The 25275-nt window shown below is 45.7% G+C and carries 27 protein-coding genes; 16 read left to right on the forward strand and 11 right to left on the reverse strand.

Annotated features, from left to right (window positions below; genetic code table 11):
- Positions 1 to 264 precede the first annotated feature (264 nt).
- From frdA to frdD, 4 genes are read left to right on the forward strand one after another with little or no spacing between them, the layout of a single operon-like run.
- Complete coding sequence (gene frdA / locus DPF91_RS20170; RefSeq protein WP_117236231.1) at positions 265 to 2112, forward strand: fumarate reductase (quinol) flavoprotein subunit; 1848 nt, start codon at positions 265 to 267, stop codon at positions 2110 to 2112.
- Positions 2112 to 2870 carry a succinate dehydrogenase/fumarate reductase iron-sulfur subunit gene (locus DPF91_RS20175; protein WP_117236232.1) on the forward strand — a complete coding sequence of 253 codons (759 nt, stop codon included), beginning with the start codon at positions 2112 to 2114 and terminating at the stop codon, positions 2868 to 2870. Before frdA ends, DPF91_RS20175 begins: the two co-directional genes overlap by 1 nt.
- 2 nt (positions 2871 to 2872) lie before the next feature.
- Positions 2873 to 3256, forward strand: coding sequence for a fumarate reductase subunit FrdC (frdC, locus tag DPF91_RS20180; RefSeq protein ID WP_117236233.1), 384 nt, complete (start codon positions 2873 to 2875; stop codon positions 3254 to 3256).
- 11 nt (positions 3257 to 3267) lie between these two features.
- A complete protein-coding gene (gene frdD / locus DPF91_RS20185) occupies positions 3268 to 3645 on the forward strand; it encodes a fumarate reductase subunit FrdD (RefSeq protein WP_117236234.1) in 378 nt (125 codons plus the stop codon).
- A 128-nt stretch (positions 3646 to 3773) separates the two neighbouring features.
- Here the strand turns inward: frdD and efp are convergent, their stop codons facing one another.
- Positions 3774 to 4340, reverse strand: coding sequence for an elongation factor P (efp, locus tag DPF91_RS20190; RefSeq protein WP_117236235.1), 567 nt, complete (start codon positions 4338 to 4340; stop codon positions 3774 to 3776).
- Between the two features lie 32 nt (positions 4341 to 4372).
- Between efp and epmB the strand changes: the two genes are divergently transcribed.
- Positions 4373 to 5395 (forward strand): EF-P beta-lysylation protein EpmB, encoded by a 1023-nt coding sequence (gene epmB / locus DPF91_RS20195; RefSeq protein WP_117236236.1) that lies wholly within the window; start codon positions 4373 to 4375, stop codon positions 5393 to 5395.
- A gap of 96 nt (positions 5396 to 5491) precedes the next feature.
- Positions 5492 to 6001 carry an MgtC/SapB family protein gene (locus DPF91_RS20200; protein ID WP_117236237.1) on the forward strand — a complete coding sequence of 170 codons (510 nt, stop codon included), beginning with the start codon at positions 5492 to 5494 and terminating at the stop codon, positions 5999 to 6001.
- Positions 6002 to 6057: 56 nt separating this feature from the next.
- On the opposite strand, the gene zapB is transcribed toward DPF91_RS20200, so the two are convergent.
- Positions 6058 to 6300 carry a cell division protein ZapB gene (gene zapB / locus DPF91_RS20205; protein WP_117236238.1) on the reverse strand — a complete coding sequence of 81 codons (243 nt, stop codon included), beginning with the start codon at positions 6298 to 6300 and terminating at the stop codon, positions 6058 to 6060.
- A 327-nt stretch (positions 6301 to 6627) separates the two neighbouring features.
- Between zapB and glpX the strand changes: the two genes are divergently transcribed.
- The 3 genes from glpX (at position 6628) to DPF91_RS20220 (ending at position 9063) form a co-directional block, all read left to right on the forward strand.
- The gene (glpX, locus tag DPF91_RS20210) at positions 6628 to 7635 is read left to right on the forward strand and encodes a class II fructose-bisphosphatase (protein WP_117236239.1); all 1008 of its coding nucleotides are present in this window, start codon (positions 6628 to 6630) and stop codon (positions 7633 to 7635) included.
- 317 nt (positions 7636 to 7952) lie between these two features.
- Positions 7953 to 8573 (forward strand): helix-turn-helix transcriptional regulator, encoded by a 621-nt coding sequence (locus DPF91_RS20215; protein ID WP_117236240.1) that lies wholly within the window; start codon positions 7953 to 7955, stop codon positions 8571 to 8573.
- A 79-nt stretch (positions 8574 to 8652) separates the two neighbouring features.
- A complete protein-coding gene (locus DPF91_RS20220; protein ID WP_277392961.1) occupies positions 8653 to 9063 on the forward strand; it encodes a DUF3135 domain-containing protein in 411 nt (136 codons plus the stop codon).
- A gap of 115 nt (positions 9064 to 9178) precedes the next feature.
- Here the strand turns inward: DPF91_RS20220 and DPF91_RS20225 are convergent, their stop codons facing one another.
- Positions 9179 to 9607: a DUF805 domain-containing protein gene (locus DPF91_RS20225; protein WP_117236242.1), complete on the reverse strand. Its 429-nt coding sequence runs from the start codon at positions 9605 to 9607 to the stop codon at positions 9179 to 9181.
- Positions 9608 to 9640: 33 nt separating this feature from the next.
- Positions 9641 to 9988, reverse strand: a complete 348-nt coding sequence (locus DPF91_RS20230) for a 5-carboxymethyl-2-hydroxymuconate Delta-isomerase (protein WP_117236273.1) — start codon at positions 9986 to 9988, stop codon at positions 9641 to 9643.
- 252 nt (positions 9989 to 10240) lie between these two features.
- Between DPF91_RS20230 and tpiA the strand changes: the two genes are divergently transcribed.
- A complete protein-coding gene (gene tpiA, locus DPF91_RS20235; RefSeq protein WP_117236243.1) occupies positions 10241 to 11011 on the forward strand; it encodes a triose-phosphate isomerase in 771 nt (256 codons plus the stop codon).
- 226 nt (positions 11012 to 11237) lie between these two features.
- Positions 11238 to 11522: an endonuclease domain-containing protein gene (locus DPF91_RS20240; protein ID WP_338116906.1), complete on the forward strand. Its 285-nt coding sequence runs from the start codon at positions 11238 to 11240 to the stop codon at positions 11520 to 11522.
- A gap of 771 nt (positions 11523 to 12293) precedes the next feature.
- Here the strand turns inward: DPF91_RS20240 and pfkA are convergent.
- The 3 genes from pfkA to DPF91_RS20255 all read right to left on the reverse strand — a co-directional run bounded on the left by pfkA (position 12294) and on the right by DPF91_RS20255 (position 15243).
- Complete coding sequence (gene pfkA / locus DPF91_RS20245; protein WP_117236244.1) at positions 12294 to 13256, reverse strand: 6-phosphofructokinase; 963 nt, start codon at positions 13254 to 13256, stop codon at positions 12294 to 12296.
- Positions 13257 to 13626: 370 nt separating this feature from the next.
- Positions 13627 to 14550 (reverse strand): CDF family cation-efflux transporter FieF, encoded by a 924-nt coding sequence (fieF, locus tag DPF91_RS20250; RefSeq protein WP_117236245.1) that lies wholly within the window; start codon positions 14548 to 14550, stop codon positions 13627 to 13629.
- A 189-nt stretch (positions 14551 to 14739) separates the two neighbouring features.
- A complete protein-coding gene (locus DPF91_RS20255; protein ID WP_117236246.1) occupies positions 14740 to 15243 on the reverse strand; it encodes a CpxP family protein in 504 nt (167 codons plus the stop codon).
- A gap of 222 nt (positions 15244 to 15465) precedes the next feature.
- Here DPF91_RS20255 and DPF91_RS20260 point away from each other — a divergent pair, with 222 nt between their 5' ends.
- The 4 genes from DPF91_RS20260 to DPF91_RS20275 all read left to right on the forward strand — a co-directional run bounded on the left by DPF91_RS20260 (position 15466) and on the right by DPF91_RS20275 (position 19613).
- Complete coding sequence (locus DPF91_RS20260; protein ID WP_117236247.1) at positions 15466 to 16155, forward strand: response regulator; 690 nt, start codon at positions 15466 to 15468, stop codon at positions 16153 to 16155.
- A gap of 13 nt (positions 16156 to 16168) precedes the next feature.
- Complete coding sequence (cpxA, locus tag DPF91_RS20265; RefSeq protein WP_117236248.1) at positions 16169 to 17566, forward strand: envelope stress sensor histidine kinase CpxA; 1398 nt, start codon at positions 16169 to 16171, stop codon at positions 17564 to 17566.
- Between the two features lie 173 nt (positions 17567 to 17739).
- Positions 17740 to 18219, forward strand: coding sequence for a tRNA (cytidine(34)-2'-O)-methyltransferase (locus DPF91_RS20270; protein ID WP_117236249.1), 480 nt, complete (start codon positions 17740 to 17742; stop codon positions 18217 to 18219).
- Between the two features lie 44 nt (positions 18220 to 18263).
- Positions 18264 to 19613 (forward strand): MATE family efflux transporter, encoded by a 1350-nt coding sequence (locus tag DPF91_RS20275; RefSeq protein WP_206355588.1) that lies wholly within the window; start codon positions 18264 to 18266, stop codon positions 19611 to 19613.
- A gap of 66 nt (positions 19614 to 19679) precedes the next feature.
- On the opposite strand, the gene cysE is transcribed toward DPF91_RS20275, so the two are convergent.
- From cysE to DPF91_RS20295, 4 genes are all read right to left on the reverse strand, one after another.
- The gene (gene cysE, locus DPF91_RS20280; protein ID WP_117236251.1) at positions 19680 to 20501 is read right to left on the reverse strand and encodes a serine O-acetyltransferase; all 822 of its coding nucleotides are present in this window, start codon (positions 20499 to 20501) and stop codon (positions 19680 to 19682) included.
- 223 nt (positions 20502 to 20724) lie between these two features.
- On the reverse strand, positions 20725 to 21759 hold the full coding sequence (gpsA, locus tag DPF91_RS20285; protein WP_117236252.1) for an NAD(P)H-dependent glycerol-3-phosphate dehydrogenase: 1035 nt from the start codon (positions 21757 to 21759) through the stop codon (positions 20725 to 20727).
- A gap of 291 nt (positions 21760 to 22050) precedes the next feature.
- On the reverse strand, positions 22051 to 22521 hold the full coding sequence (gene secB, locus DPF91_RS20290) for a protein-export chaperone SecB (RefSeq protein WP_117236253.1): 471 nt from the start codon (positions 22519 to 22521) through the stop codon (positions 22051 to 22053).
- A gap of 273 nt (positions 22522 to 22794) precedes the next feature.
- Complete coding sequence (locus tag DPF91_RS20295) at positions 22795 to 23229, reverse strand: rhodanese-like domain-containing protein (protein WP_117236254.1); 435 nt, start codon at positions 23227 to 23229, stop codon at positions 22795 to 22797.
- Between the two features lie 345 nt (positions 23230 to 23574).
- Between DPF91_RS20295 and gpmM the strand changes: the two genes are divergently transcribed.
- The gene (gene gpmM / locus DPF91_RS20300) at positions 23575 to 25107 is read left to right on the forward strand and encodes a 2,3-bisphosphoglycerate-independent phosphoglycerate mutase (RefSeq protein WP_117236255.1); all 1533 of its coding nucleotides are present in this window, start codon (positions 23575 to 23577) and stop codon (positions 25105 to 25107) included.
- The last annotated feature ends 168 nt before the right edge of the window (positions 25108 to 25275 follow it).

The following is a 25275-nucleotide window of genomic DNA, read 5'->3' on the forward strand; positions in this document are numbered from 1 at the left end:
GCTCGAAAAACTAAGAGAAATAAGGCCAGTTTTACAGTATATCGGCAGCTCAATATATCCCGTCTAGGCCGTGACCCTACTCACATATCACAGAAACTTTACTCTCTCAGTTGCACTAGTCGAACAAAAGCGTAATCACATCAATTTTTTTGTGGTTTCTACCTCTTACACTGCAATTACCACTTTTGAGCTACAAGGTTGTATAACCTTTCCTCAATCAACTATAACGAGCGGATTTTTCCGCACACACACTGGAGGATAACTGTGAAAGCCATTACCACAGATATCGCAGTCATCGGCGCCGGCGGCGCTGGTCTTCGAACTGCCATTGCAGCGGCTGAAGCCAACCCGGATTTAGAAGTTGCACTGATTTCAAAAGTATACCCAATGCGTTCACATACCGTGGCAGCAGAAGGTGGCTCAGCAGCAGTAATCAAGGATGAAGACAGCCTAGACAACCACTTCAACGATACCGTTGGTGGTGGCGATTGGTTATGTGAACAGGACGTTGTTGAATATTTCGTTGAAAACGCAACCCGAGAAATGATCCAAATGGAGCAGTGGGGTTGTCCATGGAGCCGTAGGGAAAACGGTGAAGTGAATGTGCGTCGTTTTGGTGGCATGAAGGTTGAAAGAACCTGGTTTGCCGCCGATAAAACGGGTTTCCACATGCTTCATACCCTATTCCAAACATCCATGAAGTATGAGCAAATCAAACGCTTCGATGAATACTTCGTTGTAGACCTATTGGTTGAGAAAGGTGAAGTTCAAGGCCTTATCGCCATCCATATGTCAGAAGGTGAGTTAGTTACGATCAAAGCCAAATCTGTCGTACTAGCAACCGGTGGTGCAGGTCGCGTTTACCACTGTAATACCAACGGCGGTATTGTAACGGGTGATGGTATGGCGATGGCATACCGCCATGGCGTGCCTCTACGTGATATGGAGTTCGTTCAGTACCACCCAACCGGTCTTCCTGGCACAGGTATCCTAATGACCGAAGGTTGTCGTGGTGAAGGCGGGATCATCGTTAACAAAGACGGCTACCGCTACCTACAAGACTACGGCATGGGTCCTGAGACTCCAGTAGGCCAACCAAAAAACAAATACATGGAACTGGGCCCTCGTGACAAAGTCTCTCAGGCTTTCTGGCACGAACAACAGAAAGGCAACACCATCAAACACCCTCTTGGTGATGTGGTGCATCTTGACCTTCGTCACCTAGGTGAAGAGTACCTGCAAGAGCGTCTACCGTTTATCTGTGAGCTAGCAAAAGCTTACGTGAACGTTGACCCAGCAAAAGAGCCAATCCCAATTCGTCCAACCGTTCACTACACCATGGGTGGTATTGAGACCGACGGTCAATGTGAAACTCGTATTACAGGTCTGTTTGCAGTTGGTGAGTGCGCATCTGTTGGCCTCCACGGTGCAAACCGCTTGGGTTCTAACTCGCTTGCTGAGTTCGTAGTATTCGGCCGTGTTGCGGGTGAACACGCAGTGAAACGCGCAGAAGAGTTCAAAGGTTGGAATGACGACTCTATCGCTAAGCAAGTGAAAGCGGTGGAAGAACGTATAGCCGCTTTGATGAATCAAGAAGGTGATGAGAACTGGGCTGATATCCGCACTGAAATGGGCCACACCATGGAAGCCGGTTGTGGTATCTACCGTCAAGAAGACTTGATGCAAGCCACCATCGATAAGATCACTGAACTGAAAGAGCGCTACAAGCGCATCAGCATCAAAGACAAAGGCAAAGTATTCAATACCGACCTTCTGTACGCCATCGAAGTGGGTTACGGCCTGGAAGTCGCAGAAGCGATGGTTCACTCAGCGATTCTCCGTAAAGAGTCTCGCGGTGCTCACCAGCGTCTCGATGATAACTGCACAGAGCGTGATGATGAGAACTTCTTGAAGCACTCTCTGGCGTTCTACCAAGAAGGCGAAGCGCCATCTATCGACTACAGCAAGGTGACAATTACCAAGTCTCAACCAAAAGCTCGTCTATACGGTGAAGCGGCTGAGAAAGCGGCAGCAGAAGAGAAAGCAAAAGCACTGCAGGCTCAAGCTGAGAAAGCTGAACCTCAAAGCACTGAACAAGAGGAGCAAGCATAATGTCAGCGAATCGTATTCAGAAAGTCGATATCCTGCGTTACGACCCAGAAAAAGACGCAGAACCACACATGCAGACCTTCGAAGTACCCTTTGATGAGACGATGTCTATCCTTGATGCTATCGGCTATATCAAAGATAACTTAGACAAAGATCTGTCTTACCGCTGGTCTTGTCGCATGGCGATCTGTGGTTCGTGCGGCATCATGGTCAATAACGTGCCAAAGCTTGCATGTAAAAGCTTCCTGCGTGACTACCCAGATGGCGTGACCATTGAACCGCTGGCAAACTTCCCAATCGAAAAAGATTTGATTGTCGACATGACGCCGTTCATTGAGCGTCTTGAAGCCATCAAGCCATACATCATTGGCAATGATCGTAAGCCTGAAGATGGCACCAACATCCAAACACCTGAGCAAATGGCGAAGTACAAACAATTCGCTGGCTGCATCAACTGTGGCCTCTGCTACGCAGCGTGCCCTCAGTTCGGTTTGAACCCAGAATTCATTGGTCCTGCCGCATTGACTCTTGCACATCGCTACAACCTAGATAGCCGTGATAACGGCAAAGCGGAGCGTATGGGTATCATCAATGGTGATAACGGCGCTTGGGGCTGTACGTTTGTAGGTTACTGCTCTGAGGTATGTCCGAAGAACGTAGATCCTGCTGCTGCGGTAAACCAAGGTAAAGTGGAGTCTTCAATGGACTTCGTTATTGGCATGTTCAAGCCTGACGGCAAAAAAGTCGCTGAGGAGGTGTAACCATGAGTAATCGTAAACCTTATGTTCGCGATGTGAAGCGCACTTGGTGGAAGGATCACGCTTTCTATCGCTTCTACATGCTACGTGAAGCAACGGTATTACCGGTGATCCTGTTCACCCTGTTCCTGACTATCGGCCTAGGTGCTTTAGTAAAAGGCCCTGAAGCGTGGCAAAGCTGGCTCGGCTTTATGGCGAACCCAGTGGTTGTAGCAATCAACATTGTCGCACTGGCAGGTAGCTTGCTGCATGCACACACCTTCTTCAATATGTTCCCGCAAGTGATGCCTATTCGCTTCAAAGGGAAACCTATTGATAAGAAGATCATCGTTTTAGCTCAGTGGGCCGCAGTTGCGTTCATCTCACTGGTTGTTCTGATTGTGGTGTAAGGAGTAAAACAATGAAACCGAATTTCAAAGTCGACCGCACACCAAAACGTTCAGACGAGCCGATCTGGTGGGGGCTATTTGGTGCAGGTGGTACATGGTTTGCCATGATCACACCAATCACAATCCTGGTGCTAGGTATTCTCGCACCACTTGGTATTATCGACGCTGAAGCACTCAGCTATGAACGAGTGTCTGCCTTTGCGAAAACCATCATTGGTGCGCTATTTATCATCGCGACACTAGCGCTACCAATGTGGCATGCAATGCACCGTGTTCACCACGGTATGCACGATCTAAAGATCCATGCGGGCGTACTAGGTAAGGTGATCTGCTACTTTATTGCAGCATTGATCAGTGCGTTGTCAGTGATTTTCTTGATTATGGTATAAGAGCAGAGCGCTGCGCTTAAAGATTTTAGAACGCTGCGCTCACAGAAAGATCAAAAAGGCCGATGCAATCTGGATTGCATCGGCCTTTCTTTTAGAAGCTAGAAAACGTTCTTAGCTAGAACCTTATTCTATTTTACGCGACCAACGTACTCAGCAGAGCGAGTATCTACCTTGATCACTTCACCGATAGCGATGAATAGAGGTACACGTACTACAGCGCCTGTAGATAGTGTTGCTGGCTTACCACCTGTACCTTGAGTATCACCTTTTAGGCCTGGATCAGTATCAGTCACTTCAAGCTCAACGAAGTTTGGTGGTGTTACTGCGATTGGGTTACCGTTCCACAGTGTGATCATACAAGTGTTGTTTTCTACCAACCACTTAGCGTTCTCACCAACCGCTTTTACGTCTGCAGCGATTTGTTCGAATGTTTCGCTGTTCATAAAGTGGTAGAATTCGCCGTCTGTGTATAGGTAATCTAGATCGATATCCATAACGTCAGCAACTTCAACCGTTTCGCCAGACTTAAATGTCTTCTCTAGCACCTTACCAGAAAGAAGTTTACGAATTTTCACACGGTTGAACGCTTGGCCTTTACCTGGTTTAACATATTCGTTTTCCAAGATTACGCAAGGCTCGCTATCAAGCATTAGCTTAAGACCGCCTTTGAATTCATTAGTGCTAACTGTAGCCATTATTTCCTCTTACATTGTTAGAGTTTAATCCAATGCCGCACATAATAACCCGAAAAGCCGATTCTGTTGAGCAAAACTGGCTCAAACAACTAGCTAATGGGATCTCAACCCCTGAAGAATTGCTCAAGCAACTCGATATTGACCCAAGCAATTGGCAAAACGACTTTTCTGCTCGTGAGTTATTCCCGATGCGAGTCCCTCAAAGCTTTATCGATAGAATGGAAAAAGGCAATCCGCACGATCCACTTTTGCGTCAGGTATTGCCTATCAGCGATGAGTTTAAGATTAAGAAAGGCTATTCCCAAGATCCTCTGGAAGAGCAGAGCAACGATACGCCAGGGTTATTGCACAAATACAAAAACCGCGCATTGATGATTGTGAAAGGTGGATGTGCGATTAATTGTCGATACTGCTTCCGTCGTCACTTCCCGTACCAAGATAACAAGGGCACGAAGGCGGTTTGGCAACAAAGTCTAGATTACATTTCAAAGCATCAAGAGCTGAATGAAGTGATTTTATCAGGCGGCGACCCATTAATGGCAAAAGATGGAGAGCTTGAGTGGCTCATCAATCATATCGCTGATATTCAACACATCCGCACTCTGCGCATTCATAGCCGTTTGCCAGTTGTCATTCCTGCGCGAGTCACTGAAGAGCTGTGTAATTTATTGGAATCATCACGCTTACAGGTAGTGATGGTCACGCATTTGAATCACGCCAATGAGGTCAATGACGAGTTTCGAGAGGCAATGGCAAAGCTTAAAAAAGCTGGAATCATTCTGCTTAACCAAGGCGTTCTGCTCAAAGATGTGAATGATAGTGTTGAGGCACAAGTTGCGCTGAGTGAAGCCCTGTTCTCCGCTGGAATTTTGCCTTATTACCTTCATGTATTGGACAAGGTTCAGGGGGCTGCGCACTTTTTCGTTTCTGATCAAGAAGCAAAAAACATTATGTCGGGTCTAATTAAAGAGGTTTCTGGTTACTTGGTGCCTAAGCTGACTCGTGAGATTGGTGGACGCGACAGTAAAACACCACTCGATTTACACCTTGAATAGCTTTTTGCATGTTGAGTAAGTAATCGTTTAGACAAACATAATTCGTTAGAGCCTCGTAGAAGAAGTGTGCATAGTTCGCCGTTTCTGGAGGCCGACATGAACCCACATCCACTTAGCGATATTTTCAACTCAGACCTACTCAGTATCGAGCCATTCAATTGGCTGGCTCTGCTGTGTTGCGCCATTACCGGCACCTTGATTGGCAGTGAACGCCAAACACGCGGCAAGCCAGTTGGTATCCGAACCTCTATTTTGATAGTAGGTGGTACCTATGTGTTTATGACGCTGGTTGTGTCACTTTCCCCCAACTCACTCGATCAATCACGAGTACTCGGGCAAATCATCACCGGTATCGGCTTCTTAGGTGCGGGGGTAATGATGACTCGAGATGGTAAGATCCACGGCGTGACATCGGCGGCTATCATCTGGGTATTGGCAGGTTTAGGGCTGATGATCGGCTTAGGTTACTTCAAGCAATCCATTATCTTCACACTGCTGATGCTGAGTGTGTTACTTGGCGTAGATAAGTTAGAAAATAGCTTCCAGGCTCTGCGTCGTGGCGTTCATCAAAGAATGAAACTCACACGCAAACGCCATCACAAGTAATCGAAAACGAAAAAAGGAGCCATCGGCTCCTTTTTCAACATTCTGCGTTGTAGAGATTACTCTACTTCGTCCATCTTACCTAGAAGACCACGAATACGCTCTTGCCAAGCACCGTGCTCATCACGCATGCGTTGGTTCGCTTGTTCTAGTTCTTCACGGTTTGAACGTAGCTCGTTTGCTTCAGAAGCAAGCTGCTCTTTTTGTTCTTTTAGTTCTTCAACTTCCATTTGCAATAGTGCAATGGTATCAACTGCAGTTTGAACTTTTGCTTCTAGTTGCTCTAGCACTTCAAAAGACATGTTAGCCTACCTATAATTATCTGGTGTTCAGTGAAGTTCCCTTCACAATTTCTTTGTTCCATTCTACTCAGACAGCGGTTAATAGATACTCCCTAAACACGCTTTTTTTGTCATTTGGTCAAAAAAACAACGCAAATTAACAAAAGTCTTGCTTAAGTATTGAAACCAAGAGATTTAAGGCTCTAATAACCCTTCAATTTAGACACCAAGAATTAATCTATATCAACTCATCAGTCCACTTGCTCTAAAAAGGCAAACGTTTACTTGTAACTGTGGTAGAATATGCGCCGAAATTTTCCGTTCCTTTCAATCTAAGTTGGAGTCAACATGAAACGCGATTTAGCAATGGCATTCTCTCGTGTTACTGAAGGCGCAGCACTTGCTGGTTACAAGTGGTTAGGCCGAGGTGACAAAAACGCTGCAGATGGTGCAGCGGTAGAAGTAATGCGTAGCCTGCTCAATAAAACCGAGATCAGCGGTGAAATTGTTATTGGTGAGGGTGAAATCGACGATGCTCCAATGCTGTATATTGGTGAAAACGTAGGTATTGGTGGTGATGCTGTAGATATCGCTGTCGACCCTATTGAAGGAACTCGCATGACTGCAATGGGCCAAGCAAATGCACTGGCAGTACTTGCTGCGGGCGAAAAAGGTAGCTTCCTAAAAGCTCCTGACATGTACATGGAAAAACTGGTTGTCGGTCCAGCGGCGAAAGGCTGCATTGACCTCGATAAGCCACTAGCAGAAAACCTACGCAACATTGCAGATGCATTGGGTAAAACACTAGACACATTGGTTGTTATCACCCTAGCAAAACCTCGCCACGACGAAGTGATTGCAGAGATGCAAAAAATGGGTGTTCGCGTTTTTGCTGTGCCAGATGGTGATGTAGCAGCGTCTATCCTGACTTGTATGCCAGACAGCGAAGTTGATGTGATGTACTGCATCGGTGGCGCACCAGAAGGTGTAGTATCAGCAGCCGTTATCCGTGCGCTTGATGGCGACATGCACGGCCGCCTACTACCTCGTCACGAAGTAAAAGGCGATACAGAAGAGAACCGTAAGCACGGTGAGCTTGAGCTACAACGTTGCGCAGAGATGGGCGTTGAAGCAGGCAAACTTCTGAAGATGGAAGACATGGCTCGCAGTGACGATGTTGTATTCTCAGCAACTGGCATCACGAAAGGTGACCTACTTGAAGGCATCGGCCGTCAAGGTAACATCGCGACAACAGAGACACTGCTTATTCGCGGTCGTTGCCGAACGATCCGTCGCATCAAATCAATGCACTACCTAGAGCGTAAAGATCCGGAAGTACGTGATAAGATTCTTTAAGAGCTAGAGAGCTAGAGAGCTAGAAGAATTTAAGAGGGTTGATGTGAGAGCATCAACCCTCTTTTGTTACGTAAGTGTGAATTTCTCGCCCTTGAAAGCTAGGAACTTAATGCACTTTCCCCCATAATGCCCCCTGTAATACCAATTGCATCAATTAGATGTTCAGAAAATTGCTCAGGAAAAATCGCTTAGAACAAGGCAAAGATTGCAGCTAGCTAGTTGTTCTACCTACAAAATCTTTAACGCGGTTATCAGCGATTTTAACAAGCAAGAATGATCAGATAATTGATGTTATTGGTATAAGTAGGGAAAGAAGTATGAAGACCAGTGACAAAATCATCGACAAAATAAAGCGTGAAGGGGCAATCACTGCCAAACAGATCGCCGAAAGCTTTGGTATCACCTCGATGGGTGCACGGCAGCACCTACAAGGGCTAGAAGATGATGGCATCGTCGAGTTCTACGACCAAAAAGTCAAAGTTGGCCGCCCTACCCGTCACTGGAAACTGACTGAAAAAGGCCATCAGCAGTTTGCAGACCGTCATAGTGAGCTCGCCATTCAAGTCATTGATGCCGTAGAAGAGTTATTTGGTGAAGCTGGACTCACCCAAGTGGCGAACCAACGCGAACAACAAACCCTGCAACGCTACCTTCCTCTATTTTCAAACATTGATGACCTTGAAACTCGTGTAGCAGAGTTAGCAAAACTGCGCAGCGCAGAGGGCTACATGGCGGAATATCAAGCTACTCATGATGGCTTTCTACTGATAGAAAATCACTGTCCTATCTGCAAAGCCGCCACTCGCTGTGAGGCTCTGTGCCAATCCGAACTCAGCATTTTCCAGACATTGCTTGGGGATAATGTTTCGGTTTCTCGCACCGAACATATCGTGCAATCTCAACGTCGCTGCTGCTATCAAATCACGCAAAATCAGTAATTATCCATTCGTCAATTAATTGACACCGATATCAAACCTAGTCTATTCCTTGTATATGAGCACACCACATAGCTCAGCTATGTTCATAAACAAGGATGTGATGATGGGACGCATTTATACACACCAATTTTCTCGAGCAGAGAAGCCTGCAGAACCACTGTCTGGTTCGCTTCCGAGCTTCGATGAACTAGTGAAAATGGCGCAGGCCGACCCAGAAGCCTTTGAGGACTACCGTAAGCAGTGTTGCGAAGAGTTTATCTGTAGCTGCTCAGAGTCAATGCAAAACCGCTTGAGGGCGCAGCAATCTCACATAAATCGCCTCATCGATAACTGCAGCAATCCTAACCACGTCAATGTGGTGCTTTCTCAAGAGCTCGGCAAACAAGTCGAAAAATTTAAGCAGGCACTATCCGGAGAGCTAGCAACGCAGCGCAAAGATAGCGGGAATGTGGTTTCGTTTGCAGATCGTCAAACAAAGGGTATCCACTAAATGAAGAGCGAGCTTGCGAGTGCATAGAGGATCTCGCTCTTTTCTTTCTCTGTAAGCGAAGCGCTCTATAGGACGAAGTCCGTTCTACAAGCGCAGCGCTCTAAAATCTATATGTTTAATCAGGCTGCGGCCCATACTTATTCGTCCCAGTCGTGCCCTTCATAAAGCCACACTCAATCAAAATCCAAATACCACAAATCAATGCGCTGATAGAGACAGCGCTTTGTAGCGTGGTCATAGATTGCGTAGCAGCATCAGCACCACCAGAAGGCAACACCACTCGCCCGAGGATAAGAGGAATGTTTAAGGCTAGCCAATAAGCCGATTTGTTTCGGTCATGCCATCGCTTTAAGGTGATCACCAAGTCAGGAATCGCGAGAGCTATAAGTATAACGGGCAATATTAAATAGCTGTATGCAGGAAACAAGGTGTTCACGCCAACCGCTGAACCCAGAATGGTGATGTAATAAACCGCATTCCACATCCAAAAGGTCTTGCGGTTAATACGCCCTTGAGACGAAAACAATAATGCTTTTACAGACATTTCTTACCCTTAAAACTGGCGAATCGCCAACAATCAATTAATCACTTTTTGAAAACAGGTGGTATCCATATCTCGGATATTCACCGTTAAACTATATACAGAATGGGCTTGTTCTTGAAGCACTGCCATTAGTTGACGAGATAATTCTCGCTTTTGTTCTTCTGTTCTTCCTGCTAAAAGTTCGAAGTTGATATGGATAAAGTCCACATCATCCTCTTTATCGCCTATCAACCAATTATGGCAACGAAGCGTTCGTGATTTCACCGAAGGAACATCAAACAATCCGCAGTTAAGTACCACCTGATGAAGATCCTCAAGTAGACCTTGTACATTGACCCTTTCATCAACGGAGTTTGAATACTCTAGAACTAGATTCGGCATGACATGCACTTCCCTTTGCTTCATTCAAAAACGTAAAACTACCTTATCTCATCGTTTTCTCCGAGCAATATAGAAGAACTTAGCTATGATTTGTTTACTGGATCACTGAGCGCTTTTCCTCTCGATGAGCAAAAAACACTCAGGGTAATAAGATCCAGAAAGTCATGACCAGTATCATGATCTATACAAATTAATCTGTTATATTCCTACGAAGATTTTTTACATTAATTGATTAAATACGGAGATATTCCTATGCGTCGTCCTGTAGTGATGGGTAACTGGAAACTAAACGGTAGCAAAGCAATGGTAACTGAGCTACTAACTGGTCTTAACGCTGAGCTTGAAGGCGTTGAAGGTGTGGACGTAGCAGTAGCTCCACCAGCACTTTACATCGACCTAGCAGAGCGTCTAATCGCTGAAGGCGGTAACAAGATCATCCTTGGTGCACAAAACACTGACCTAAACAACAGCGGTGCATTCACTGGCGACATGTCTCCAGAGATGCTAAAAGACTTCGGTGCTTCTCACATCATCATCGGTCACTCTGAGCGTCGTGAATACCACAACGAATCTGACGAGTTCATCGCTAAGAAATTCAAGTTCCTACAAGAGAACGGCCTGAAGCCAGTTTTCTGTATCGGTGAGTCTGACGAGCAAAACGAAGCAGGCGAAACTGAAGCAGTATGTGCACGTCAAATCAACGCAGTTATCGACACATACGGTGTTGAAGCTCTAAACGGCGCAATCATCGCTTACGAACCAATCTGGGCTATCGGTACTGGTAAAGCAGCAACAGCTGAAGATGCACAACGCATCCACGCTTCTATCCGTGCAATGATCGCAGAGAAAGACGCAGCAGTAGCTGAGCAAGTAATCATCCAATACGGTGGTTCTGTTAAGCCAGAAAACGCAGAAGCTTACTTCGCACAACCAGACATCGACGGTGCTCTAGTTGGCGGTGCAGCGCTTAACGCTCAAGGTTTCGCAGCTATCGCAAAAGCAGCAGCTAAAGCGAAAGCTTAATTTAAGCCTCTCGGTTTAAATTGATGAAAAGGTCAGCTTCGGCTGGCCTTTTTTGATCTTCATCGCACCTCTTTTCTCAATATCCTTCCAGTAAAATCATCCCACCTAAACTTGCTTATTCTGTTATATGAAAAGGCAATGGAATGAACAAAATTTACACCCGCAAAGAAATGCTACCGATACGTGTGAAACTGCGTAATCAAATGCCTGAACCCGAAAGAAGACTTTGGTATTTTTTGAGAGCTCACAACTTGGTGTCAAATTCCGTCGTCAACATAGTATCAAACGCTATATAGTTGATTTCTTTTGTAAGGAAATAAAGTTGGCAATTGAGATTGATGGTAATAGCCATTTTAAGGAGGACTCAAAGAGCTCTGATGCTGTAAGAGATGATTATCTCAACGGGCTCGGAATACGTGTACTGCGATTCACCAATAGCGATATAATGCAGAACTTAGAGGTAGTGCTTTCTTCAATTAGGTCGGCGATTAACAGTCGAAAGTTCGATTAAGCATATATGCAACAACCCCTCCCAGCCTCCCCTTATCTCAAAAAGCATCGTTCACAAGACCTTCGCCGTTCAAGGGGAGGAGCTTTCTCTGTTCACTCACCATTCCATGACCAAAGCATCAACGACAAAGAAAAATACCATTCTCACAGCAATAATCTCACTCGGTGATGGTCAGTCAAATATCAGCAGCAGAGAATATCCCTCCCCTTTAACACCATAGTTTGGAGATCGAAGAAGCTTATACAAGGGGAGGCTAGGAGGGGTTGCTACAAAGAAAAAGCCGCTGCTCTCACAGAAATAGTCTCACTCGGTGATGGTCAACCAAGTATCCACAACAGAGAAAATCCCTCCCCTTTTACACTATAGTTTTGAGATCGAAGAAGCTCATACAAGGGGAGGCTAGGAGGGGTTGTTCCAAAGAAAAAGACGCTATTCTCAAAGTAATACTCTCACTCGGTGATGGTCAACCAAGTATCCGCAACAGAGAATATCCCTTCCCTTTAACACCATAGTATTGAGATCGAAGAAGCTCATACAAAGGGAGGCTAGGAGGGGTTGTTCCAAAGAAAACGCTGCTATTCTCAAAATAATACTCTCACTCGGTGATGGTCAACCGAGTATCCGCACAGAGAAAATCCCTCCCCTTTAACACCATAGTATTGAGATCGAAGAAGCTCATACAAGGGGAGGCTAGGAGGGGTTGTTCCAAAGAAAAAGCCGCTGTTCTCACAGCGGCTTTCAAATTCTAATTCAACGCTATTAATGAAGCGATTAGAACAACTCTTCTGCAACCTTGAATAGGTCGTCGCGAGAAGGGTTTTGCATTTCATTGATGCACTCGATGATGTCGTGGTGTACCAGTTCTTCTTTCTGGATACCAACACAACGGCCGCCTTGGCCTTCTAGCAGTAGGTGAACAGCATAGTTACCCATGCGAGATGCTAGAACACGGTCGAATGCTGTTGGGCGGCCACCACGTTGGATGTGACCAAGAACGGTTGCACGAGTTTCACGACCCGTTGCCGCTTCGATCTCTTTCGCTAGTTCGTTCGCATCCATCATAAGCTCAGTTAGAGCGATGATTGCGTGCTTCTTGCCTTTTTCAATACCATCTTGGATATTTTGGATCAGCTTGTCTTTATCTAGACCAGTCTCTGGAGTGATGATGTACTCACAACCACCAGCGATAGCAGACATTAGAGTCAGGTCACCACAGTGACGGCCCATGATCTCAACGATAGAGATACGTTGGTGAGAAGAAGACGTGTCACGCAGACGGTCGATGTTGTCAATAACTGTGTTAAGCGCAGTTAGGTAACCGATAGTGTAGTCAGTACCCGCGATGTCGTTATCGATAGTACCTGGAAGACCGATACATGGGTAGCCCATTTCAGTCAGCTTAAGCGCACCCATGTAAGAACCGTCACCACCAACAACGACTAGAGCTTCGATGCCGTGCTTCTTCAGATTTTCGATCGCTTGTTGACGAACTTCTACTTCTTTGAATTCAGGGAAGCGTGCAGAACCTAGGAACGTACCACCTTTGTTGATCACGTCAGAAACGCTAGAACGATCTAGTTTTTTGATACGGTCTTCGTATAGGCCTAGGTAGCCGTCGAATACACCGTAAACTTCCAAGCCTTTAGATAGTGCTGTACGTACAACGCCACGTACTGCTGCGTTCATACCAGGTGCGTCACCGCCACTTGTCAAAACACCAATCTTCTTAATCATGCTCACCCTCGATTTTTCAAAATCAATTTTAATAAAATTTGTGTCCTTTGGCCGCCTGCAGGAGCATAACCAAAGCACGGAAATTGTCTGTCGAATATTTTACCTACCCAAAGGGGCTAGGTCACTCTTTACGCATTAAATTACGTAACTTTTCTACTTATGTAAGAGTATTACAATTTTAACTGAGTAGGTTGTTGATTAAAATCAGGATCACACTCTATTTACCTTTGGTGCAACCGTTGTAACGCAGACTTGATTACTTTATCAACAACTCTTTGAATACTGACTAACGACGCATCAAACATAGTCAAACTCTGGCCATTTGTCTGCTCACAAAGTGTAAATTATCTTCTCTATGAGAGCACTTAAGCTACCAATCTTGTCGCTTTTGTTCCTTCTCTGGACCGAACACGACGGAGTAAGGATCCTGATGGATCAACACGTCCGCCTCAGGAAAGACCTTCAGCAACTCGTATTCTACGTTGTCTGAAATCTGGTGGGCTTCAATCAGCGGCATTTTGTCATCAAGCTCAAGGTGAAGCTGAATAAAGCGGATCGGCCCTGATTGCCGAGTCCTTAGCTGATGTACACCCAGAACCCCTTCAATGCTCAACGCCACTTGCTTAATTTGGATGATTTCCTCATCTGGCAATTTATGGTCAAGCAAAGATTGAATCGCTTCGCGTACCATTTGATAAGCGCTATAGAGGATGTAAAAGCCAATGCCGACAGCGAATACCGCATCGGCTTTACCAAAACCGTACCAGCTTAAGCCCAATGCCACCATCACAGCGGTATTCATGTAAAGGTCAGTTTGGTAATGAAGAGAATCGGCCGCAATGGCTTGGCTACCTGTTTTCTTGACTACATGTTTTTGAAAGCGCACTAAAGCAAAGGTCACGACGATAGCAAACAAGCTTACGTAGATACCGACTTCAGGTACTTCAAGATCATGTGGCCTAAAGAAACGATCAACTCCATTGAGGATCAAGAAACACGCCGAACCAGAGATAAACATCGCCTGAGCTAATGCCGCCAAGGACTCTGCTTTACCATGCCCAAAGGTATGCTCTTTATCCGCTGGCTGCAGTGAGTAGCGAACAACGATCAGGTTGACTAAGGAGGCGGCAATATCAAGGGTTGAATCAATAACAGAAGCCAGCAAGCTAACAGAACCCGTTACCCACCACGCTCCTAACTTACTGATAAGTAGAACCGTTGCGGTAATAGTCGCCGTCCATGCAGCGATAGTGACTAAGCGTGCGTACTGAGCTTTAGAAATGTTGTTTGACATGAAATTGCTATACGAAGCGGTCAATGAATGAACGAGATTATAGCAAGATTTAATACGAGCTGCGCCATGCAGATATGAGAACGCTTCGTTAAGAAAGGAGTTGGTCCTGCAGAAAAATAAAACACCGCCCTACGATTTTGATAAACCACAGGGCAGCGGAATATTCTTATAACTTGTTAAAACGTAATGCTATTTGTTCTTACGCTTTTCCATTTTCTCTTGGCACTTCTGCATTTTTTCGGCTTGAAGCTCTTTGAACTTCACTTTTTGCTCTGGAGTCAGGATGCTCAGCATTTCGTGTTGTTTCTTAAGCATGTTTACACGACGCTCAGTTTGTTTCTCAACCATTTCAGATGCTAGTGCACGAGCTGCTGCTTCATCGAAGTTGTCCGCCAGTACTAGATCGCTAACCTTCGCTTGTTGAGCTTGGCGAGCAGCCATCATGTCAGCACCGTTTTCAGCAAACTTTGCTTTCATCTGTTCTTTGCCCGCTTTACGCATCTCTTTGAACTGCTCTTTTTGCTCATCAGTCAGGTCAAGGTCGCGCATCATGCCTTTACCCATATCACCGCCGCCACACATACCACCTTTGTGTTGACCGCTATCTTTACCACCAAATGCGTATGCACTTGCTGAAGTTAGAGCCATTGGAAGTACCGCTGCTGCAATTACAATTTTCTTAATATTTTTCATGTTCAAATCCTCAATAACCTTTATGTTCGATTGCTGACGGTCTGTGCCTCAGCGCTTGTATATAAGATTAGTCGACGCAATGTAAAGTGACGTCTAGAGCACGTAAAGAATCGTAAAGAGTGTCAAAAGGTAGAGGTTTAGCAGTAGAATTTAACCATACCTGCTGAAATCAATATCTAGAATAATAGTAGATAACATTAATACCAAGAAAGAGAGGATAAGATGGCGCACATCCTATTAGTTGATGATGACAAAGAGCTTACAAGCCTACTGCAAGAGGTGCTCTCTTTTGAAGGCTTCACCGTATCTGTTGCCCATGACGGTGAAGAAGGGTTAAGTAAAATTACAGATGAGATCGACCTTATTCTTTCAGATGTCATGATGCCTAAGATGAATGGTATGGACATGCTCAAAAAGCTGCGTGAGAAATGGGAAACACCGGTATTAATGCTGACAGCTAAAGGTGAAGAAATTGATCGTGTGATTGGTCTAGAACTCGGTGCAGATGACTACCTACCCAAGCCATTCAGTGATCGCGAGCTTACCGCCCGTATTAAAGCTATTCTTCGCCGCACACAATCGGGATCATCGACAAAGTCATCCGGTGATCACCTTATCTACCAAGACATCAAAGTCCACCCAGGTAAACAAGAAGCATATTGCCAAGATACTTTACTTGAGCTGACGACTACCGAGTTTGCTCTTCTCACTTACTTTGTACAAAACCCAGGAAAAACCCTAACCAAAGAAGAGTTGAGCCTAGAGGTATTAGGCAAACGATTATCGGCATTTGACCGCGCCGTTGATATGCATGTTTCTAATCTAAGAAAGAAACTCCCAGAATTCGAGCCAGGAAAGCCACGGATAAAAACCTTACGAGGGCGAGGCTACCTATTGGTCGAAGAAGCTTAGTAGGTAAAACATAATGGCATTTCGCTCTAAAGCGCTCCCGAAGATAAATAGCTTATACGGACGCATCTTTGCAATTTTCTGGTTTACCATGTTCTTGGTGTTGATTACGGTACTCTCCCTGCCTCACCTAGACCCTCGCCGTGTACGTGAGGTGCCATCCGATCACATGGAACGGGTGGAACGAATTCGTGATGATGTGCAAAACCACTACGCCAAAGATACCGACCTAGGCCGAGTGCTATTCAAGATTGAGGGTAAGCACCCACGCGATAAAGATGGCCGACCTAGCATCTTATTTACCGACCTCGAAGGTAATATCGTCACTACTCGTCCAAAGAGAGATTTCAAGCTGCGTGCGTTAAATTCATTTTTGGCTGATACCGAAGACTTTTCGACACCACAACAAAAGCTATTTGGCCGCTTCATGCTTGCAGGTCCACTGCCAATCACGCTGGTTGATCAAGAGCTATATATGTATATCGGCATTCGCTGGAATGAACCTTCTCCTTTCTTGTTGAGGCTGTTTGATCACCCCTTCCAGCTACTGCTCGCTGTCATGGCAGTAAGTACTCCCTTACTTCTATGGCTCGCTTATGCCTTGAGTCAACCTGCACGACGATTGGAAAGAGCTGCTGCTCGCGTTGCTCAGGGTGAGTTTGAAGAAGACCCGAACCTTGAGAAAGGCACGAGTGAATTCAAAGAAGCAGGTCGCAGCTTTAACCAGATGGTGAATGCCGTGAATCAAATGGTCTCTGGCCAGCAAAGGTTGCTGTCGGACATCTCTCATGAGCTACGCTCACCGTTAACCCGCCTAAGAATGGCAAACTCATTAGCGATTCGTAAACAAGGTGACAGTACGGAGCTTGAACGTATTGATACCGAGGCGCAGCGTTTAGAGCAGATGATTGGTGAGTTGCTGGAACTGTCTCGCATGCAAGTGAACAGTCACTTATCCCGAGAGATACAACCACTAAACAGCTTATGGGAAGAGATCTTAAAAGATGCGCAATTCGAGGCTGAGCAATCAGATAAAAAATTAACCTTCAACACCATTCCAGAGCGAAATATTTCTGGTACACCAAAGCTACTAATGAGTGCATTCGAAAACATCGTGCGTAACGCGGTGAAATACGGTGATGACAAGATCGACGTTGCATTCAGCGTGGCTGGCAATCGCCTAACCGTCATCGTTGATGATAATGGTGAAGGGGTTCCTGACTCGGAATTGGATTCTATCTTCCGCCCATTCTATCGTGTTTCCACAGCGCGTGACCGCCACACTGGTGGAACGGGGTTAGGGCTTACTATTACTGAAAGTGCGATTCGCCAACACAATGGATCGATTCAGGCATCACGCAGCCCGTTGGGTGGATTGCGTATGAGGGTTGAATTGGAGTTGGTTGAAGGTTGAAGGTTACGGTGATTATGTCTTTTTAGAGACAGGCCGTTGCAACTCTTCTTTCCCTGTAGAACGCAGCTCGTCCCGTAGCGAAGCGTCCTGTTACCTTTTACCTCGAACATCTAGGACGAAGCCTCCCGTTGGCGTTATAATCTCCCAAAATCAAATAACTTACAGACAACACCATGCTTGATATCGCACTTTACGAACCAGAAATTGCTCCAAATACAGGTAACATCATTCGCTTATGTGCCAACTGTGGAGCGAACCTCCACTTAATTGAGCCGCTAGGGTTTGATTTGGAAGAGAAGAAAGTGCGCCGTGCTGGTTTGGACTACCATGATTTAGCTCGAGTAAAGCGCCACAAAAGTTTGGAAGCTTTCATTGAATATCTACAGAATGAGCGTGAAGGAGATTACCGCCTTATCGCTTGCACCACCAAAACGACAGGTCATCACACCGACGCCAAGTTTTCAGAGGGTGACGTATTATTGTTTGGTCCAGAGAGTCGCGGCTTGCCAGCAGACGTTATTGAAAGCTTGCCAATGGAGCAACGCATCCGTATCCCTATGATGCCGAATGCTCGTAGCCTCAACCTGTCAAATGCCGTGTCTATCATTGCATATGAGGCTTGGCGTCAATTCGGTTTTGATGGCGCACTATAGTTGCTGCCCACCACTTCAATTTTTATCGGTAAAGGCTGTGTATCATGAAAGATAAACACGGCCTACTCAGCGCACCTATTCATCTCGTACTGCGTCAGATGACTGTACCCATGGTGTTTGGTATGGTCGCGATACTGATGTTCAACCTAGTGGACACCTTCTTTATCTCGCTACTAGGTACCGAGGCGCTTGCGGCAATTAGCTTTACCTTCCCTGTGACCTTTGCCGTCAACTGTATCACCATGGGCATGAGTATGGGTATCTCTACCAGCATTGCTCGTCTGCTCGGTCAAAATGCCGCCCAAGATGCCGCCCGCTTTTCTACTCATGGCTTAATGCTTGCTGTCCTGCTCATTATTATTGCGTGTGTTATTGGAATCAGTTCAATTGAGCCGCTATTTTCTCTGCTTGGTGCTGAGGCGAGCTTACTCGGTTACATTCATGACTACATGTCTATTTGGTATCTGTCGATTCCCTTATTGGTTATCCCAATGGCGGGTAATAGTGCTATTCGAGCTACCGGTGACACCAAAACACCCGCTAAGGTCATGTTGCTAGCCGGACTCATTAATGGGGTGCTCGACCCATTACTGATCTTTGGTTACGGCCCTTTCCCAGAGTTAGGCATCCAAGGCGCTGCGATTGCCAGTGCCATCAGTTGGTTCGGTGCACTAAGCGCTTCACTCTACATTTTGAAATCTCGAGTTGGGCTGCTTGCATTACCCAATTTTCGATACATTATTGATGACTGGAAGCTGATCTTAAAAATCGGCACCCCAGCAGCATTATCAAATGCAATGAACCCACTATCCGGTGCAATTCTGATGATGATGCTTGCCACTCACGGCACTGCAGCAGTTGCGGCTTATGGCGCTGCGCAACGTATTGAGTCAATACTGATACTGGTACTGATGTCGCTGACCTCTGCATTAACCCCATTCATGGCGCAGAACATTGGTGCGGACAAACCTCAACGCGCATTCAAGGGGTTATTCCTTAGTATGCGATTTGCAGTGATGTTTCAATTACTGATCTTTTTAATGATGGTGCCATTGAGCACACCTTTCGCCGCACTGTTCTCTCAAGAGCCTCAGGTGCGTGATCTACTCTGGCTATATTTGATTGTAGTACCAGTCAGTTATGGCTTTCAGGGGATCGTTATGATGTTGGTTAGTGGACTGAATGCGATGCACCGCCCATTTGATGCATTTAAATGGAGTTTTATGCGTTTATTCGTATTCACCCTACCCTTTGCTTGGATTGGCAGTTATTGGTTTAGCATTGAAGGGCTGTTTATCGGTATTGCCGCAGGTAATGTAACGGGTGGCGTACTAGGGTATTTGTATGCGTTACGAGTGAAGAAGCAAGAATGTTTATCTGAAGTCACGAGTTAAGAGCTGTTCCTAGTACCTAGAGAAATAGGCTCTCGGTACTAGGCTCTCGATACTAAAACTCTAGACCTATATCCCATCCCCACCGATGAAGCTTTGAGAACGACCATTGAAATTCTGGTCCATATCCATTGATGGCATGTCTGACTTAGGGCGACCAACAATCTTCGCTGGCACACCTGCTGCCGTCATATGTTCAGGTACAGGTTGGAGTACCACAGAACACGCAGCAATCTTCGCACCCTTACCGACTTCAATGTTACCAAGCACTTTGGCACCCGCACCAATCATGACACCTTCACGGATTTTCGGGTGACGATCACCAGACTCTTTACCGGTACCGCCAAGTGTTACGTCCTGCAGGATAGAAACATCATTCTCAACCACGGCAGTCTCACCTATCACGATACCCGTTGCGTGGTCGAGCATGATTGCACGGCCAATCTTCGCAGCAGGATGGATATCGACCTGACATGCTACCGAGATCTGGTTTTGAAGATAAGTTGCAAGAGCAATGCGGCCCTGTTTCCATAGCCAATTCGCGACACGATAGCCTTGCAGCGCATGAAAGCCTTTCAGATAAAGGAGTGGGATTGAACACATTGCCACAGCAGGATCTCGAGTTACCGTTGCCCAGATATCACACGCTGCAGAGTCAGTAATCGATGGGTCTGCGTTAAACGCTTGCTCAACCACTTCACGTACCGCCATTGCTGGCATCGATGCTGTTTTTAGTTTATTCGCCAGGATGTAGCTTAGCGCAGCACCTAGGCTGTCATGGTTGATGATGGTTGCATGATAGAAACTCGCAAGCATTGGCTCTTGTTCAGATTGCTCTTTCGCTTCACGAACGATTTCACGCCATACATGCTGTTTGTTGCAATGTTCCACTGTAAATTCCTTGTACCTAAGACCTACACTGTAGAAATCTATTCTACTTTTCATATATCGAGTTATTTTAAGGTTTGCAGTTATTACACAGCAACCCCACCTAACCTCCCCTTATGTTAGCAACTCATGCCATATAAGCTATCTCACTCCATGGGGAGGAACTCTCTTTAGCGCGGCGATTCACTCGCAAACACAAAAATCAATACATCAGCGCTTTTAGCTCTTAGCCTTCTGACTTCTTATCACGCGCTAATAAATCTTGAGCAGCTGCGCGCGCGTCTTTGCCCTGGTAAAGCACTTGATAGATCTGCTCAACGATCGGCATCTCAACGTCCATACGATTGGCTAGCAACCACACTTCTTTTGTATTGCGATAGCCTTCAACCACTTGACCGATTTCATCTTGCGCGGCTTGTGCGTCTTTACCTTGGCCTAACGCCAAGCCAAAACGGCGGTTACGCGATTGGTTATCGGTACATGTTAATACTAGGTCACCAAGGCCTGCCATACCCATAAAGGTTTCAGGTTTTGCTCCCAAGGCAGCGCCTAAACGAGACATCTCAGCTAGGCCACGAGTAATCAATGCTGTACGAGCATTAGCACCAAAACCGATACCATCAGACATACCCGCACCAATTGCGATTACGTTTTTCACTGCGCCACCAAGTTGCATACCAGTAAAATCCTCGTTCGCGTAAACTCGGAATGTTTTGCTACAGTGAATTTTCTCTTGTAAATCTTTCACAAACTCAGCATCTGGCGAAGCCACTGAAATTGCAGTAGGCATGCCCATAGCGAGCTCTTTGGCAAATGTAGGACCTGAAAGCACAGCCAACGAGTAGTCTTCACCAATAACATCATAAGCAACTTCTTTTAGTAGACGACCAGTCTCAGGCTCTAAACCTTTCGTTGCCCAGCAGATGCGTGTATCTGCGCTTAGGTGTGGTTTGATTGAGTTCAACACGATACCAAACACATGACTTGGTACAACGATCAACAAGTCACGACTCGCTGTCACTGCTTTTTCAATGTCAGATTCGACAATCAGTGTCTCAGGGAAAGCGACACCTGGTAGAAACGCCTCGTTTGCACGGTCAGCTTCGAGCTGATCCATATGTTCTTTTTCATGCCCCCAAATCACGACATTCTCGCCATTTCGAGCAAGTGAAATAGCCAGTGATGTACCGTATGAGCCGGCACCGATCACCGTCATCGCGATCTCTTTGCCATAAGCGTTTGAAGGATTTGTATTTGTCATTGTTCCGCCTGAATCTAATTCAAATAGTACAGCGTCATCCCCTACAGCAAGGAACGAGCGTGATAGGGAATCTAACCGCAGCGATCACCCTAGTTTAGGTGAGCACTGTGGTTAGATCCCCGATTTGGTTATCGTTACCTATCGAGAAGGATAACCAGTTATCGAGTTTTAGCTTGTTGTTACTTTACCTTAAAACTAAGTGACGCAAATAAAAAATGCACATCACATCGTAATTTGATGCTCTGTGCATTCTTCTTTAAAGCTAGATCTTGAGTCTACTTATCTCAAGAATTACGCGTCAGCTTGCTCGCCCTGTTGTGCAGCTTGCTGTTGTAGGTAGTTCATGAACAGTGCGTCGAAGTTAACTGGCGCAAGGTTCAGTTGAGGGAAAGTACCCTTAACTACTAGGCTTGAGATAGTTTCACGAGCGTATGGGAATAGGATGTTCGGGCAGAATGCACCTAGGCAGTGTGCTAGTTGACCTGCTTCCATCTCACCAGCAGTGAAGATACCGCCTTGTTGAACTTCACATAGGAATGCAGTTTCTGCTTCGTTCTTAACTGTCACAGTTAGACGTAGAACGACTTCGTAAACGCCTTCACCTAGCTCACGGCTTTGAGTATCTAGGTCTAGCTTAACGTCTGGGTTCCATTCTTTTTGGAACATGTTTGGAGAGTTAGGCGCTTCGAAAGATACATCTTTTAGGAAGATACGTTGAATTGCGAAGTTTTGTTGTGCTTCTTGTTGTGCTGCTTCAGCCATTTTTTAATCCTTAACTTTTAATTCCGGTATCAAAGCAAAATTTCGCCTTGTTACTCAAATTCATTATAAATTGAACCTAAACGCCTCTTGAGTCGTCATCCTCGAGCGCGAGTCGACGAGCCCATCGGGGATCTCGCTTTTAATCAATGCACGCAGACACTGAAAGTAGATTCCCTATCACGTTCGTTCCTCACTGTAGGGAATGACGTATCTGGCTAAGTTCTAACATTGAGGTAACCAATCACTTTTGACTTATTACCTTCAACTTAAAATTTACTTCTTACCACGAACCAGTGGCATGTTCGCTTCGTTCCAAGAAATTAGACCGTTTTTAAGAACGAACACTTGCTCGAAGCCTGCTTTTGCTAGGTCGTTTGCAGCGGTAATTGCTGTTTGACCAGTCTTACATACAACAACGATTGGGTCAGCTTTCTTACTTTCAAGGCTTCCGAACGAACCAGACTTAATATCTGCAGGTAAAATGTGAACTGCGTCAGTAATGTGGCCTTTTTTGAACTCGTCTTTAGAACGAATATCGATCACAGTACCTTCTTCGCGGTTGATCATCTGCGTTAGCTGCGCAGGCATAATCTCTTTGTATTGTGCTGTTTTTGTTTTCACGATGTTCATGATCACAGCAATCACAAGGCCTACCCACACTAAAGATAGGATCATATTCTGTTGGAAAAAATCTATGTACTCTTGCATATCCTGCACTCTTGCCAATTGGGCGAAAAATCGAAAACCGAAGTATAACGAGGTTGCAAGCACGATGCGAGCGAGGAGTATTACTATCCGTCGAATTGGTAATGGCTATCACAGTAATTGTGCTAAACGAATAGTCATCCCCGCGATAGCACACTACATTTAGTATCAAAACAAGTCTTCTAATGCCTTTAATGAAAGCTAGCAACACCAAAGGCCAAAGAATATTTGATCTTAACCTACAGTTTTGGTTAAAAAGTGTAGTAAAATTACGCTAATTTAGTTTTAGGAAGGTGAATTTACGAGTTCGTTTTCCAACAGTTACTTAAATTTGACGAGGTCACTACTATGTCAGCTAAGAAGCCTATGGCTCTAGTTATTCTTGACGGTTACGGTCACCGTGAAGACACAGCAAGCAACGCAATCGCGAATGCAAAAACTCCATTCATCGATAACCTATTTGCTAACAAACCAAACACTCTAATCTCTGCTTCTGGCATGGATGTTGGCCTGCCTGACGGTCAAATGGGCAACTCTGAAGTGGGTCACACTAACATCGGCGCTGGCCGTGTTGTATACCAAGACCTAACTCGTATCACTAAGTCTATCGCTGATGGTGATTTCGCTGAAACTCCTGCGCTAGTTGAAGCTATCGACTCTGCAGTTAAAGCTGAGAAAGCGGTACACATCATGGGTCTGATGTCTCCAGGTGGCGTACACTCTCACGAAGACCACATCTACGCAGCTGTTGAAATGGCAGCAGCACGTGGCGCTGAGAAGATCTACCTACACTGCTTCCTCGACGGCCGTGACACGCCACCACGCAGCGCAGAGAACTCTCTGCAACGTTTCCAAGACCTATTCGCTAAACTAGGTAAAGGCCGCGTAGCTTCTCTAGTAGGTCGTTACTACGCAATGGACCGTGACAACAACTGGGATCGCGTTCAAGTTGCTTACGATCTTCTTACTCAAGGCAAAGCTGAGTTCACTTTCGATTCTGCGGTAGCAGGTCTTGAAGCGGCTTACGCTCGTGACGAGAACGACGAGTTTGTTAAAGCAACAGCTATCAAAGCTGAAGGTCAAGAAGACGCAGCTATCGTTGATGGCGATGCGTTAATCTTCATGAACTACCGAGCTGACCGTGCGCGTCAAATCACTCGTACTTTCGTACCTGCATTTGATGGTTTCGAGCGTGCTGTATTCCCTGCAATAAACTTCGTAATGCTAACTCAGTACGCAGCTGACATCCCACTAGCTATCGCATTCCCACCAGCGTCTCTAGAGAACACTTACGGTGAGTGGCTATCTAAGCAAGGTCAAACTCAGCTACGTATCTCTGAGACTGAGAAATACGCACACGTAACATTCTTCTTCAACGGTGGTGTTGAGAACGAATTTGCAGGCGAAGAGCGTCAGCTTGTTGCTTCTCCAAAAGTAGCAACTTACGACATGCAGCCTGAAATGAGCTCTGAAGAGCTAACAGAGAAGATGGTTGCGGCTATCAAATCTGGTAAGTACGACACTATCATCTGTAACTACCCTAACCCAGATATGGTTGGTCACACTGGCGTTTACGAAGCAGCAGAACAAGCAATCGAAGCTATCGATGCCTGTGTTGCTAAAGTAACTGCAGCTATCGAAGAAGTTGGCGGTCAAATGCTGATCACTGCTGACCACGGTAACGCAGAGATGATGGTAGACCCAGAGACAGGTGGTACTCACACTGCTCACACTAACCTACCAGTACCTCTAATCTACGTTGGTGATAAAGAAGTTGAGTTCAAGGAAGGCGGTAAGCTGTCTGACCTAGCACCAACAATGCTTTCTCTAGTAGGTCTAGAAATCCCATCTGAAATGACTGGTGAGATTCTAGTTAAGTAGGTATCAGTTTCTAGAAAACTAGACCCTAGCTCCTAGAGAGATTACTACAGCTTAATGAATACCCGCGCAACGGTAGTTGTGCGGGTATTTCTTTAAGGGCGATTACGCTTTGTAGAAGGTAGAGTGCAGAACGCTTCGCTTGTAGAGAGCAGAAAAAGCGAGATTCCC

It is taken from the genome of Vibrio maerlii (assembly GCF_003415655.1).
Lineage (GTDB): Bacteria > Pseudomonadota > Gammaproteobacteria > Enterobacterales > Vibrionaceae > Vibrio > Vibrio maerlii.